The organism is Leuconostoc kimchii IMSNU 11154 (assembly GCF_000092505.1).
GTDB lineage: Bacteria > Bacillota > Bacilli > Lactobacillales > Lactobacillaceae > Leuconostoc > Leuconostoc kimchii.
Genome location: NC_014136.1, coordinates 1,857,017 through 1,871,518, shown reverse-complemented (window position 1 = coordinate 1,871,518; position 14,502 = coordinate 1,857,017). Strand labels below are relative to the sequence as shown.

At 38.9% G+C, this 14,502-nt stretch carries 17 protein-coding genes and 1 riboswitch; of the genes, 2 read left to right on the top strand and 15 right to left on the bottom strand.

The genetic code is table 11. The features are described from left to right. Positions 1-12: 12 nt before the first annotated feature. The 15 genes from cmk to LKI_RS09845 all read right to left on the bottom strand — a co-directional run bounded on the left by cmk (position 13) and on the right by LKI_RS09845 (position 11,823). The gene (cmk, locus tag LKI_RS09915) at positions 13-690 is read right to left on the bottom strand and encodes a (d)CMP kinase (protein WP_013104014.1); all 678 of its coding nucleotides are present in this window, start codon (positions 688-690) and stop codon (positions 13-15) included. Positions 691-703: 13 nt separating this feature from the next. Next, positions 704-1,261, bottom strand: coding sequence for a hypothetical protein (locus LKI_RS09910; protein WP_013104013.1), 558 nt, complete (start codon positions 1,259-1,261; stop codon positions 704-706). 76 nt (positions 1,262-1,337) lie between these two features. Continuing rightward, positions 1,338-1,925 (bottom strand): ECF transporter S component, encoded by a 588-nt coding sequence (locus LKI_RS09905; RefSeq protein ID WP_013104012.1) that lies wholly within the window; start codon positions 1,923-1,925, stop codon positions 1,338-1,340. A gap of 66 nt (positions 1,926-1,991) precedes the next feature. After that, a riboswitch (FMN riboswitch) is annotated at positions 1,992-2,127 on the bottom strand. Positions 2,128-2,173: 46 nt separating this feature from the next. Continuing rightward, entirely contained in the window at positions 2,174-2,923 is a 750-nt protein-coding gene (locus tag LKI_RS09900) for a pseudouridine synthase (protein ID WP_013104011.1), read from the bottom strand. Then, on the bottom strand, positions 2,916-3,518 hold the full coding sequence (gene scpB / locus LKI_RS09895) for an SMC-Scp complex subunit ScpB (RefSeq protein WP_013104010.1): 603 nt from the start codon (positions 3,516-3,518) through the stop codon (positions 2,916-2,918). The genes LKI_RS09900 and scpB overlap by 8 nt, the downstream gene beginning before the upstream one ends. Beyond that, on the bottom strand, positions 3,511-4,287 hold the full coding sequence (locus tag LKI_RS09890) for a segregation and condensation protein A (protein ID WP_013104009.1): 777 nt from the start codon (positions 4,285-4,287) through the stop codon (positions 3,511-3,513). Before LKI_RS09890 ends, scpB begins: the two co-directional genes overlap by 8 nt. Further along, the gene (locus LKI_RS09885; protein WP_013104008.1) at positions 4,254-4,622 is read right to left on the bottom strand and encodes a hypothetical protein; all 369 of its coding nucleotides are present in this window, start codon (positions 4,620-4,622) and stop codon (positions 4,254-4,256) included. The genes LKI_RS09890 and LKI_RS09885 overlap by 34 nt, the downstream gene beginning before the upstream one ends. A gap of 39 nt (positions 4,623-4,661) precedes the next feature. Continuing rightward, complete coding sequence (gene xerD, locus LKI_RS09880; RefSeq protein WP_013104007.1) at positions 4,662-5,558, bottom strand: site-specific tyrosine recombinase XerD; 897 nt, start codon at positions 5,556-5,558, stop codon at positions 4,662-4,664. Next, entirely contained in the window at positions 5,558-6,424 is an 867-nt protein-coding gene (locus LKI_RS09875; protein WP_013104006.1) for a CvfB family protein, read from the bottom strand. Before LKI_RS09875 ends, xerD begins: the two co-directional genes overlap by 1 nt. Positions 6,425-6,516: 92 nt before the next feature. Next, the gene (locus LKI_RS09870) at positions 6,517-6,963 is read right to left on the bottom strand and encodes a GatB/YqeY domain-containing protein (RefSeq protein ID WP_013104005.1); all 447 of its coding nucleotides are present in this window, start codon (positions 6,961-6,963) and stop codon (positions 6,517-6,519) included. Between the two features lie 82 nt (positions 6,964-7,045). Continuing rightward, complete coding sequence (gene rpsU, locus LKI_RS09865; RefSeq protein ID WP_004899901.1) at positions 7,046-7,231, bottom strand: 30S ribosomal protein S21; 186 nt, start codon at positions 7,229-7,231, stop codon at positions 7,046-7,048. A 110-nt stretch (positions 7,232-7,341) separates the two neighbouring features. Continuing rightward, positions 7,342-8,466: a tRNA dihydrouridine synthase gene (locus LKI_RS09860; protein ID WP_013104004.1), complete on the bottom strand. Its 1,125-nt coding sequence runs from the start codon at positions 8,464-8,466 to the stop codon at positions 7,342-7,344. Between the two features lie 91 nt (positions 8,467-8,557). Then, positions 8,558-9,889, bottom strand: coding sequence for a bifunctional folylpolyglutamate synthase/dihydrofolate synthase (locus LKI_RS09855; RefSeq protein ID WP_013104003.1), 1,332 nt, complete (start codon positions 9,887-9,889; stop codon positions 8,558-8,560). A gap of 115 nt (positions 9,890-10,004) precedes the next feature. Continuing rightward, entirely contained in the window at positions 10,005-10,709 is a 705-nt protein-coding gene (locus LKI_RS09850; protein WP_013104002.1) for a glycerophosphodiester phosphodiesterase family protein, read from the bottom strand. A 172-nt stretch (positions 10,710-10,881) separates the two neighbouring features. Then, positions 10,882-11,823, bottom strand: a complete 942-nt coding sequence (locus LKI_RS09845; RefSeq protein WP_013104001.1) for an NAD(P)-dependent oxidoreductase — start codon at positions 11,821-11,823, stop codon at positions 10,882-10,884. Between the two features lie 416 nt (positions 11,824-12,239). On the opposite strand from LKI_RS09845, the gene LKI_RS09840 reads away from it, so the two are divergent. Together LKI_RS09840 and LKI_RS09835 are read left to right on the top strand one after the other, a co-directional pair. Next, positions 12,240-13,376 (top strand): PTS sugar transporter subunit IIC, encoded by a 1,137-nt coding sequence (locus LKI_RS09840; protein ID WP_013104000.1) that lies wholly within the window; start codon positions 12,240-12,242, stop codon positions 13,374-13,376. A 58-nt stretch (positions 13,377-13,434) separates the two neighbouring features. Beyond that, positions 13,435-14,475: a branched-chain amino acid aminotransferase gene (locus LKI_RS09835; RefSeq protein ID WP_013103999.1), complete on the top strand. Its 1,041-nt coding sequence runs from the start codon at positions 13,435-13,437 to the stop codon at positions 14,473-14,475. Positions 14,476-14,502 lie beyond the last annotated feature (27 nt).

The following is a 14,502-nucleotide window of genomic DNA, read 5'->3' as shown; positions in this document are numbered from 1 at the left end:
TCACACTGTAAGTTATTGTTTCTGTTTATTTTGAATAATTTTTGTGATTTTCGACACAACATCATCAATACTTAGTCCGGTTGTGTCAACTAAAACAGCATCCTTAGCCTGTGTTAATGGACTAATTTCGCGATGGGAATCTTTATAATCTCTCGCCTCGATATCCTTTTTTAACGATACTAGGTCAACTGTCATGCCTTTGGCAACATTTTCCTTATACCGTCTATTGGCTCGTTCTTCAACACTAGCAATTAAAAAAATTTTTACTTGAGCATGCGGTAAAACTGTTGTACCAATATCACGACCATCCATAATAATATCACTGCTATTAGCAATCTGCCGTTGTCTTTCGACCAAATTTTGGCGTACTGCTGCATACGAAGCAACTTGGGAAACATTATTTGTTACTTCTGTTGAACGAATGTCTTCAGTGACTTCTTGGTTATTAAGGTAAACACGTTGGGTTGGTATACCAGGTTCAAATCTAATGTCTATTTGTGATAATAAGTTAACAATGCCAGATTCATCAGAATAAGCGACACCAGATTTTTTAGCCGCTAACGTCACTGTACGATACATGGCGCCCGTATCAACATAAACATATTTTAGATGAGATGCTAATATTTTAGCAATTGTTGATTTGCCTGCTGATGCCGGACCATCAATTGCCACTTGGAAATTCTTTAACATAATTATCCTCTACTTATTGCGTATTCAAATCTCTACCGGCATATTGTGTATAGTTATCAACTGTCAATCCAGGGTTCAAAGCAACAACTTGTTCTGTCGTCATACCATGGGTTACAGCAAAATTATACAGCGTCTGACTAGCACCAAGGACAGCCGTTTGTGTTGCACTTGATGAACTTTGGCTACTTGTTGTTTCACTTGAAGAAACGCTTGAACTGATTTCAGAACTAGGCGTCTCACTTGATTGACTTTCAGGTTCAGTTTCCGAACTTGTTGACACATCATCAGATGAGGTGTTTGACGTTTCTGAAGAAACTGACTTTTCATCCGAAGTTGATGCTTTTTTAGAACTAACTGGCTTAGCAGCTTGCTGTTCAGGTTCCTTTTGATTCGCCCAAAAGCCATAAATCGGCACACTTGATAGAATAACTAGCGCTAAGATGCTCAAAAATATGCGTAACCCTCTATGTCCAGTTGTGTTATTATCGGATTTTCGAGCAAATTTTGGTTCTAGTTTTTGTTTTTTTTGCCGAGAAGATCGGCTCATGTTATTTGGGTCATAATCGTTCATTATAAAACGACCTCCATTGTAGTATATTCACTTAAAATTTTACCACATAGAACTCGCCATTGTGTATAATGTTTGATTAAGAATTTAAATTATTTTGTAACGGTTTCAAAATAGATAAGATACTCAAACTAACAACGCCCCAGGTCACACCTTGTATTAAGTTAAAAGGTAGGACCATAGCAATAAAATATTGCTTTAAACCAATTACTTTCCCAATGTCAAAATGGGCAAAGTTTGCATATAGTGGCACCGCCACAAACCAATTCATAATCACCGCAGCAGCAGTCAATCCCAGAGTTGCTAACATGACTGCTAACACACTTTTAATGATATTTTTAGTTTTAAATTGTGGCATAATCCAAAACATAATGACCGCAAAAACAACAACCGCTACAATATTAACTGGTAACCCGAGATATGTATTAACACCCTCGTTTGCCAAAATCAGCTTTAGTATCGTTCGCAGAACAATTGTCCACATTGCCGCGGATGTATTAAGCCAATAACCAGCAATAAGAATTGGCACAATTGAAAAATCAAGTTTCAAAAAATCGGCGCCTGGAATTAATGGTATCTGTGGAAATAACATTAAGCCAAATGAAATTGCACTAAGAATCGCAATTAAGGTTAACCGTTGTGTTCGTGTTGTTGATGAAATAGACATAATTTTCGCCTCAAAAAAACTGCACAATTTGTCAGGGTATCACAAAAAGGCAGCTTTAACTTTCTTTTTTAACTTCTTTATACCCGACTTTACGGTCGGCTCTGGATTTTGACCAGATCAGCTGCTTGCACAGGTCGCGGGCTTATCATGTCGTACATGTCTCACCGCCGGTTAGGAATTACACCTTACCCTGAAGTTTTTATTCACTTAACGCTATTTTAACAAATAAACAGCCTACGAGCAACGTTTTATTTCCTACGGTAATTTTTGTAATCTTCCGCCTTTAAACGCTTAATTTCAGGGCTTGTTAATTTACGATATTCACCAGACTGCAGACCAGTTAAATCAAAAAAAGCATATTGCTCTCGTGTCAATTTTTCAACAGGTAATCCAACCTTTTGTAACATATTTTTAACCTGATGATTTCGACCTTCATGAAGAATAACACGGACCATACTAGTTTTTTTATCTTTATCGATACGTTCTATTGTCACTCGTGCCGGTGCTGTTTTACGCCCCTTAATGACAACTCCATGCTTCAACGGCGCCAACTTATCATCTGTTGCAATACCAGCCACCTTAGCAATGTACACTTTATCTACTCGTGACTTCGGATGCATCAATTGATTAGCTATTACCCCGTCATTTGTTAATAACAAAACGCCAGTTGTATCGTAATCTAAACGTCCAATCGGATAAACACGCTCATTAACGTCTGATAAAATATCTAAAACAGTTCTCCTGCCTTTTTCATCATTGTTAGTTGTTACCACACCACGTGGTTTATTTAATAAATAGTAAACCAATTTTTCACGTCCCTCGAGAGGTATACTATCCACCGTCACGGTATCAGTTGGTTCGACTTTCACACCAAGCGCCGTAATTGTTTGACCGTTCACTTGAACTCGACCTTTAATAATCAGCTCTTCTGCGCCACGCCGGGAAGCTAACCCGGCTTGGGCAATCACTTTTTGTACACGTTGTGCTTCTTCAGACATGTTTGCTCTCTTCTTCCGTTTCTGCTAGACGCGTTTCAAACGCACTAGTGAATAACTCACCACCCTCATCGTCAATTTCTAATGTATCAAAATCCGGTAGTGGTGGTAAATCTGATAATTGTTTCAAACCAAAATAATCTAAAAATTCTGCTGTTGTACCATACATAATAGGCCTACCGGGGTCATCCTTGCGGCCCGTATCGATAATTAATTGTCGCAACGCTAATTTTTGCAAAGTCCCTGATGACTGTACACCACGAATTTGATCAATTTCAACACGTGTAATAGGTTGTTTGTAAGCAACAATAACCAACGTCTCTAATTGTGCTTGTGACAAAGTTGTGTTAATAGGTGCATCAAAATAACCTTTTACTACAGCACCAAGCCCTGACTTTGTGACCAAACGATAAGCCCCATCGCTTTCCCTAATTTCTAAAGCACTGGTCACATCACTATCATAATGTGCAGCTAAATCATCAATCAGCGTGATTACAGCAGGCTTATCAAACTTTGTAATGCTACAAATGTCTTTAATTGTGATGCCTTCATCACCAGCCACAAATAATACGGCTTCTATTTGAGCAAGATTATTCATTTTCGTCCAACTTTTCAATTTTTAAAAATATTTCTGCGCGTTTATCTGTCTGATACAGTAACACTTTATCTTCCTTAGCCATCTCAAGTATTGCTAAAAAAGTCATCACCAGCGGCTCACGTTCGTAAACTTCATCAAACAATGACTCAAAACGAATTTCATCACCCACTTGATGGCACGCAAAATGTCGCTTAATGTTATTAATGGCCTGCGTCAACGTATATTTCTCACGAACGACCCGTCGACTTATTGGGCGTTGTTGCTTTTTTTTACTTAATAAATGTGCAAACGCTGTCTGTAAATCAATTAATCCTAAACCTGGTGATAATTTTGTTTCAGAGACCATATCTGTTGGCGCCAGCATTGGCAATCTAGAAAATGATTGCTGATGTTGCATTTCACGTTCACGTAGTTCGCTACTCGCGACTTGAAATTGCTTATATGTCAATAATTGCAACATTAATTCTTCACGTGGGTCAAAAAAATCATCATCAATAAAATCGTCATCAAATGTCTCTTGGGGCAATAAGTCAGCTGATTTGATTTGAACCAAAGTAGCTGCCATAACCAAGTATTCACTTGCAACATCTAACTGCATATTCTGTTGTTCACGAATAAATAGTAAATATTGTTCTGTGATCGTTGCAATAGGTAGATCAAAAATATCCATTTCTGATTTTTTAATCAAATGCAATAATAAATCTAGTGGTCCTTCAAATTCGCTTAATTTAATTGTTAAACTATTGGTTGCGATGTCGACTTTCTCCATTTATTAATCAATTTTTGATTGTCTAATGTCCCCATGATGAATGCTGTTTGGTTTTGATTCTGGAATTCTGACAACATAGCAAAATAATTGGTAGCCGTACGCGATTCTGGCGTCAACGCCACATGACGAATCAGCACAATGTCTTCAGACAAGAACTCAACGCCTAGAACACCCTGTAGTTGCGCACCATCCTGCCACACATATAAACAACGTGCGTCATTCCCATTATACCAAGCAATTTCTGCATTCAAATGGGATAGTTCACGCAGTCCTGGTAACAACGATAGAATCCCCATAACCGTCTTCTGATTATCATTTCTAGCTTGTGCTAACATTTTTTCTCCTGAATTGGAATTATTTAGGCTAAAATCAGTTTACGCTCGCGGATGAAAAGCATCATATACTTCGCTTAATCTTTTCTTTGAGATGTGTGTGTAAATCTGTGTTGTTGAAATATCAGCATGACCCAATAGTTCTTGCACGATTCGCAAATCTGCACCATTTTCTAAAATATGCGTCGCAAAAGAATGCCTCAATGTATGTGGCGACACGTCTTTATCGATACCAGCAGCTGATACTAAATTTTTAATGATTTTCCAAACACCTTGACGACTCAATTGTGTTCCACGATCATTTAAAAAAACAAACGGTGACACCTTGTCTTTTAATAGCGTTAACCGGCTGTGAGAAAAATAGCGTTCTAACCACTCAGTAGCAATCTCACCAATTGGGATAATTCGCTCCTTATCACCTTTCCCAATCGTTTGAATTAAGCCGAGTTGCAAGTGCAAGTCGCTCATTTTTAAATTGACCAGCTCGCTTACACGTAGTCCAGTAGCGTACATCACTTCGATAAGTGCTCTATTCCGTAACCCTAACGCAGTTTTTTCAGTCGGCACTTGCAACAATGCATCAATTTCTGCAACGCTCAATACTGCTGGTAAATGTTCTGCCTTTTTAGGTGGTTTTACATCACTCATTGGGTTATGCCGTATAACGTTTTCTTGTAACAAGTAACCAAAAAATTTACGCAATGATGTTACCATGCGAATCACTGAATTATTTGATTTATTTAACTCACGTAACTGATTTAACCATGTTAATATAACAACATGATCAACCGCATTCAAATTTAGGTTTTCAGCCGTCATATAGACGCTAAATTGCTTTAAATCTTGCTGATAACTCTTAATTGTGTTGTCCGATAAGCCACGCTCAATGCGAATATAATGTAAATAATCTGCAATGGCGTTATCTATTTCTTGTGTCATTATTTTTCAATGAGTTTAATCCCGTCATCAATTTGTTCAATGACGCGGTCTTTATACAAATGGCCTAGTGCTCGTTTAAATTGACTCTTACTAAAACCAAACTGACGTTTAATGGCTTCTGGCGCACTTTTGTCATTAAAAGGTAGGAAATGATCATCATGCCGTTGTAGCTGTAAAAGCAAGAACTGCGCATCTTCATCCATTGTTTTATATGCTAAAGGCTTCAAAGATAGATTCAGCGAGCCATCCTCACGCACACCAATAACGCGAGCATCAACTACTTGCCCTAAACGCGGCTCATCATCGCGTTGCGAAGGATGAATGAAGCCAAGATAATATTCATCAGTCACAACAAGTGTCCCAGCAATTTTATTGCGATAAACCGTTGCTTTAACTGTTTTGGATTTCATTTCTTGTGGTGCACGTCGAGATACGGCATCAATAATATTTTGTTGCGCAATAGCACCCCAAAGTCGTCCTTTATTATCTTCTTTCATAGCCAACATTAACTTGTCACCTTTTTGCGGCCACAAAGTTGTAATTGTTGGTAAATCGTCCAAAGATACAACAAGATCTTTGTTGGGTAACCCAATCGACACAAAAACACCTAAATCATGACGGTTAGCCACAACACTTCCCCAACCATAAACATCTTTTTGTGAGGTTGGTACTTGCTTTGTTATTTGAAATTTATGATTTTCATTTTCATAGGCAAACCCCGTGACAAAGCCACCAACTTTTAGAGGCTTCTCAAGTTCGGATTTATCGATTTCATAGGTATGACCATCGACTTGTGCGAAAAAATATTTATCATTTTCATCTGTTACATTTGCTTTAATAATTGTTCCAACTGTTGGATTCGTCATCAATTTTCCTCTGACACGCAACTTCACGTGTTTTCTTTAATATCCTATTCTACCATGAATTAACTAATTTGTTATAGAAGAACAGAGTACCATCATTTATTTAACGCTGCCTTGACAAGGTTAGCTACTAGCTTGCCGTCCGCCTTACCTTTCACCTGAGGTGTTACAATGCCCATAACTTTTCCCATATCCTTTGGTGTTGTTGCGCCTGTTGTAGTGACTGCTTCATTAACAATTGCTTCAACTTCTATTTCAGACAATTGTTTTGGCAAATATTTTGCAAGCGTGTCCAATTCAGAACGGATACCTTGGGCTAGGTCTGGCCTGTCACCTTTTTCAAATTCTGACAGTGATTCATGACGTTGCTTAACTTCACGTGAGAGAACCGTGAGTTCTTCTTCCGGCGTTAAGTCATGTCCCAAACTAATTTGTTCGTTCATGACTGTAGATTTTACCATACGGATAACTGATAAGGCATCCTTATTCTTATCCTTCATAGCTTGTTTCATATCAGTGTTCAATGTTTCGAGTAATGACATTTTTTTCTTCTTTCTTAATTAGATTGTTACCTTAATTTTACCACAAAAGAAAAACGCCACCAAAGTGACGTTTTAGAACCAATTAACGGCCCTTCTTTTTGTTACGCTTTTGTGCTGCTTCAGACTTCAATTTACGAGCAACTGAAGGCTTAACATAGAATTCGCGCTTACGGTATTCTTGGAGAGTACCGTCCTTTGAAACACCGCGCTTAAAGCGACGCAATGCATCATCCAAAGATTCGTTCTTACGTACGATGACCTTTGCCATGTGATAACCCTCCTTTCTCGCATTTTATTTCGTTTAAACGACATGCTATAAATACTTACTAATTTTAGCAAGAATAAGCATTACTGTCAATCATTGATTTATTTTATAGACTATTGTGCTAACGATGACTCGAGCTTAGCAGCATTTGCTGCAGCCATGTCGTCACTTGCCGCTTGATTATCACGATAAACATGTTTATCGTGAGCAACAGCAGCATATACTTTTGGCAATTCCTGACTCAAAATTGCTCTTACTTCCTGCGTTGTATGAGTTTCCATTAACATTTGGCGCAAAGCTGAAGCATGCGCAAAGCCACGCAAATAAATTTTAAAATAACGCTTTAACGCCTCAAAATGTTTTGGTGTGATTGTCTCATTGACTTCGTCAAACAAATCTAACTGTAAGTTAAGTAATGCAATTGATTCCGATAAAGTATGTTGACGTTCCTGTTTTTCAAATGCGTAAGGATTTTCAAATATTCCGCGGCCAATCATAATGCCATCAATTCCTGAATGTCTTTTGACAAGTTGAAGTCCCGCTGATCGTGTTTTAATGTCACCATTAATTTGAATTAATGTTTGAGGCGCAATTGCGTCACGCATTGCCAAGATTTCGTCAATATATTCTTCATGTGCGGGTGCTTTTGACATTTCTTTACGCGAACGCAAGTGAACAGTTAAAACAGCCACATTTTGCTTCAAAATAATGGGTAGCCACTCGCGAAATTCTTCAGGTTTATAAAAGCCTAAACGTGTTTTTACAGAAACTGGTAATCCAGATAATTTAGCTGCAGCCACAATCTCTGAGGCTAAATCTGGCGTTCGAATCAAAGCTGATCCTGCATTGTTTTTAATCACTGAGCTGTCAGGGCATCCCATATTAATATCAACTGCTTGATAACCCATGCTTGGTAGTTTCTTTGCAGCGCCAGCAATTTCTTCTGGATGTGAACCCCAAATTTGAGCAACCGGCTGTTGTTCATGCTCGGCGACAGCTAGCCTACCTTGTACAGAAAATTTTGCCTGTGGATGTACCATTGAACTCGCATTAGTAAATTCAGTATAATAAACATCTGGTGCACCAGCTTGTGCCACAACTCGTCGGAATATCGTGTCTGTAACGGCTTCCATCGGTGCCAAGCTAAAAAAAGGCTGCTTATCAGTCACAGCATGCCCAATCTGGGCGTTTTGGACTACTCTGTCCCAGAATTTGTTTTGAGGAGACTTTAAAGTCATATCTCTTCTCCTTATTTATTGTAAGTCAATCAAATATAACACATTTAAGTGGCCCTTGCACGTACCAAGACCCCACTCACCACCCCAAAAATTAGATACGATGATCTTTTTGAATGGCATTGAGCGTGTAAAAAGAACCAGTAACGACGATCAACGCTTGTGATGATTCTCGAACACGCATTGCCAATGAAATTGCTGCTGAGGCGTCACTAGCAATTTCAACATCAACACTTGGGTAACTGACCAATATTTCAGCTGCTAGCTCTTCGGCAGATAATGCACGGGTTTTGTTGTTTGGTGTCACGGTTATAATCCGTTGTACACTTGGTACAATTGTGTCCAACATTTCGTGATAATCTTTATCTTTCAAAACACCTAAAATCAAAGTGGGTTTTATTTTTAAATGCCATGCATTTAACGCCGACACAAGGCCATTAATACCATCAACATTGTGTGCTGCATCAAATAAAATATTCACATCTTTGTGATAATTCATTCGACCAAGTAATTTAACCTTTGCAAGCCCTTGCCGTGTTTTTTCGACTTCAAAATGGTATCCTTGCGCCATCAATGCTGCTTTAATTTGTAATACAATACTAAAATTATGTACCTGAAAAGCACCTGACATACTCAAAAAATAACCAGGCGTGCCATTGATAATAAGATCCAAACCCGCAGGGGTTGTATTTGCAATCGTAATCTGATCTTGTTGATATTCAAACCACTTAGCACCTACAGCCAAAGTTTTATTTTTTAATACTTGACGTGCTGTTAAATCTTGACCAGCATAATCGATTACCCATGTTCCAGGTTTGATTATGGCCGCTGTATTTTCTGCAATTTCTAATAAATTACGACCAATTAAATTTTGATGATCAATACTAATTTTTGTAAATACCGTTAATAATGGTGAACTAATTGCATTAGTGGCATCCCGTAATCCGCCCAATCCTGCTTCAAATAACACAAAATCCACATGATGTTCTACAAAATAACATAAAGAAATAATCGTGAAATACTCAAAGTACGTCAGATGCTTGGCGGAAACACCGTGGGTTTTAAGAACGGCAACAATACGATCATAATACGTCAAAAAATCTTTTTCTGAGATCATATTGTCATTGATGCAAATTTGTTCACGCGAGGATTTGATATATGGACTTGAAAAGCGGCCATAGTCGTAACCATTAGCCTGCAAGACTGCGCCCACCATTGCCCCAGTCGAACTCTTGCCGTTTGTTCCAGCAATATGTATAATTTTTAATTTCTGATCGGGATTTCCTAACCAATCTAATACTTCACGAACAATTGACACACGCGTATCATCAAGCACATGCCACTTATTATCAAAGCTTTTAATCACATTTCTATAACGTGTTACCAGCCGTATATCGCGTTTTTCTTCTGGTTTTGCCACAATCATTCTCCGATAATTTCTTTGAACTCTATTTTATCACATGTCTTCATTAAAAACGCCGTTTGATAAAAGTAGAATATTATATCATTACCAGATTCATCGCCCTTTAACTCAGCATGATTTATGCTGGAAAATCAGTAAATATTGCATGCACACCCCATCTTTGTAGTTTTTCAGCCAGCAATGCCTCGTTAACTGTCCAAACATTAACTTTTAGACCATGTGACAATAAGAATTTAACCTGATCTTCAGTTAAATAACTCACGTCGGGGTGAATGTAGGTCGCACCCACAGTTTGAGCTACTTCAATAATATTAGTAGGTAACTTTCCTTCAATGAGTAAACCAATCGGTATTTTTGGCATCAGTTCATGATATTTCTTTAATAAGTCGACATCAAAGCTAGAAACGATGACTTGGCTTGTTTGATTTAATTGATGCAAAGCTTGATGAACACGCATGAGATAAAAATTTTGTTGCTCGTCCTTAACTTCTGTTTTAAGCTCGAAGTTCACATTAAATTCGTGGTCATTGATAAAATTAATCAACCATTGTAAGGTGACAATGCGCTCACCAGTATACTGGTCATCGAACCACTGCCCGAAATCTAATTTTTGCAAACCAAGTAGCGAATTGTGATTAACCATACCATTGCCATTAGACGTACGGTCAACTTTACTATCATGAATCAAGACTAACTGACCATCTGAAGTCATATCAATATCAGTTTCTAACCAATCGACACTCAAATCAACCATTTTTCCAAAAGCTGCGCGGGTATTTTCTGGCGCCTGCGCAGAAATGCCACGATGTGCGATCTTTTTCATAAGACTATCTCTCCATTACCGATTATTTATTTTGATACTAGACACTTCTGTGAGGAATATGCCCTCTACACTAACCTTATCCTAACAAAGCTACTTAAACACACATAGTCTATTTTGTAAATCAGTGTAAAGATATCGTCATTTGGTCAATATTCTTGTATCAAAATGCGATTTAATAGCCATGGTCTAAATCCACAACGTTTTGCTTGATGGTGCCATCTGCTACAAACGATGGTAGGTTTTTTTCAAGAATGCTAAACAAACCACCAGTTCGACCTGCATTAACATGCTCACCCCAACTAGTGTGTTGTGTTAACAACACTTGCCAACGTTCAAAAAGCGGATGATTTTTAGGTAATGGTTCTGGTGTCGTCACATCCAGTGCAGCGTAGGTTACTCGTGAATCATCAATCGCCGCTAGTAAATCATCTTGATTCAGCGTTGTCCCTCGACCGATATTGATGAACAAAAATAATTGGTTGACCTGTTCGAAAAAGCGGGCATTAAAAAAGTTTTCGGTCCTCGGTGTCCCAGGTAAGCCATCCACCACGACACGCGATTTCGCCAATGCTTTTTGATAATTAGTTATACTATATACTTCATCAAAGCCTACAACTGGGCGCCCAGTTGTATTCACACCATAAACAGTACCACCAAAAGCTTTAATGTTGGCAGCAATTTGCTGTCCAATACGTCCGGTTCCAAACACTAGAACGGGCAACTCGCTGACTAAATATTGATTCGAAAATGGTTCCCAGTGCGTCCTCGAAGCGTAGACATTTAAACCTCGCGCAAAATATAGAATATAACTTAGAACCGTTTGCGCAATCGGCACAGCTTTTAACCCGCTAGCATTAGTCACGACAACACCCAAATTTTTGAGTGACTTTAATGGTAAATAGTCTACACCAGCAGACTGTGTTTGAACCCACTTTAATTTTGAATCCGGATTGGCTAATATTTGTTTGCCAATCACATCATCCCATGCGTAACTAATAACAATTTCAGGTATCTGCTCTGCCGTAACGGTATCAGGCGTTACAACCGTTACACCATATTTTGCTAAAAAAGAACGGTTTGATTCAGTAATCGCTTTCACTGCCAAAAGTAACATAACTAACCCTCTAATTCATTTTCTACCATTATATCAAACCATAAGATGTTTAACATATAATGATATTTAAATTAAAACATTGACATTTAATAATCTAAATGCCATAATATAGATTATTAAATAAAAGGAAACTTATATAATGTTCATGTTAAGCTCATACAACTTCACAAATCTTATTACGATCAACGTCGTCATTATTATCTGACTTCTCGCTGGTCTGTTTTGTCTACCGGTCGAGAAGCAAATTCTCGACTGGCGTGAAGATGTTGACTTTTTCAACATTCTTAAGAGGCGCTAGTTTATTGCTAGGGTCTCTTTTTCTTTTGTTTTTTAGGTTATGTTGCAAGCACAAGTTCAGTCGTTGGTTGAAAAACAGTGTTTTATCACTAGCAGAACAATATTTAGGAGGATTTATAATGGATCAAACATCAACGTCGCCACTCACGGCAGCTAAACACGACAAAACGCCGTTTAGTCACAAAAGCCAATCAAAACCAACTGTTCGCGAGGTCGTATTTGATATCTCAACCGGTATTTCAAATGCTATTCTCGCGGTACTTGGTATGGGCCTACTGATGTCTTCAATCGGTAATTTACTTGATTATACCCCACTCATCCAGGCTGGATTAATGGGTCAAAAGCTATTGGCACCTGCTCTTGGCGTTGGTATCGCTATCATGATGCGGGCTAATATTTTAACAACCGGAGCTGCTCTGATTTCTGCGACGGTCGGTTCCAACGCGGTCTACTTTACCTCAGCTATTAGCCCACAAACACATACTGCAACAGGCTGGGTAGCAGATCAAGCTGCTGGATCAATCGTGTTGACTTCTGGTCAGCCAATCTCTGCCGTTTTAGCAGCTGTACTGGCCGTACTTGTTGGTAATTGGTTGACTGGCAAGACGCCTTTAGATATGATGCTCGTACCACTAGGCGCCGTTCTTTCCGGTACATTTTTTGGTTTAGGCACCGCGGCAGTGACCACACCATTTTTAAACTGGGTATCAGAATCATTAGCTTCAACAATGAGTGTTAATCCTTTCTTTGGTTCGTTCGTTGTTTCTGTTGTTTGGTTCCTATTCCTAATGACGCCAGCTTCGTCTGCCGCTCTTGCGATTGCAGTTATGTTAGACCCACTTTCAGGAGGCGCCGCTTTAATCGGTACAACCGCAGGATTTGTAGTTTATACAGCTATGGGTTGGTCACAAAATAATATAGGAGCTAATATTGCCCAAACAATTGTCACACCAAAAGTACAATTTCCTAATTTATTAAAAAGTCCACTCCTTATGTTCGGACCTGCGTTCATAGCTGGCATATCAGCTATGGTCGCTGTCGGGATATTCCATTTGAAAGTGCCATTTGCCATTGCAGGACTGGGTTTAAATGGCTTTATTGCACCAATAGCATTAGCTTCATCTGATCCTCGTGCATTAATATTAGTCGCTATATTTGGTATTGTGATGCCGGTTATTGCTAGTATGGCTATGTACTACGCTCTAAAAAGATCAGGAAAAACACGTAAAAATGATTTACATTTAGATGTTGTTTAATTTGTATATAAGCGTTATAGTAAAATTATTATAATTTTATCAGAAAGAAGAAGAAAAAATGTCACATAAAAAAGCACAACCTCAAGATTTTAATTGGTCCGAACTGGGATTTGAATATCATGATTTACCCTACAGATTTCGTGCATATTTCAAAGATGGCAAGTGGAGTGACGGCGCTCTGGAAACGGATTCTAATTTACCAGTGAATGAAGCGGCAACCGGCCTTCATTATGGCCAAAATATTTTTGAAGGTTTAAAAGTATACAGACGCCAAGATGGTGGTGCTAATTTGTTTCGCCCTGACCGTAACGCAAAAAGATTACAAAATTCAGCTGCGCGGCTTATGATGGCCCCAGTCCCTGAAGAATTATTTTTACGCGCTTTAAAAGAAGTAACTAAAGCGAATAAAGATTTCATTCCACCATACGGTACTGGTGCAACACTTTATCTTCGACCATTCGAATTTGGTGGTGGTCCAGTTGTTGGTGTTCATCCGGCTGATAATTATGTTTTTGAAGTTTATGCAACACCTGTTGGTGCGTATTATAAAGGCGGTTTAACACCAACAGCCTATGTTACAAATGAATATGATCGTGCAGCCCATGGTGGCACTGGCGCCGCAAAAGCTGGCGGCAACTACGGTGCATCAATGCTAGCTGGTGACGAAGCGCATGCTGCTGGGTATTCTGATGTCGTTTACCTCGATCCTCGTCTGCATGAAAATATTGAAGAGCTAGGTTCTGCAAACTTCTTTGGTATCACAAAAGACGGTCGCTTTTTGACACCAAAGTCACCTTCAATTTTGCCATCAGTAACAAAGTACTCATTGCTTGAGGTCGCAAAAGAATTGGGACTGGAAGCTGAGGAAACAACCATTTCAATCAACGACTTGGACCAATTCACAGAGGCAGGTGCTATGGGGACTGCAGCAGTCATTTCCCCCGTTGGTTCAATTACACATCACGGTAACAAGCACGTCTTTTACTCAGAGACAGAAGTTGGTCCTTGGACACAAAAATTGTACGATCGCCTAACTGCCATTCAATATGGTGATGAAAAAGGACCAGAAAACTGGGCCGTTGATGTGCCACTTGATTGATTTCCGATCCGTAATCCACACCGTGTC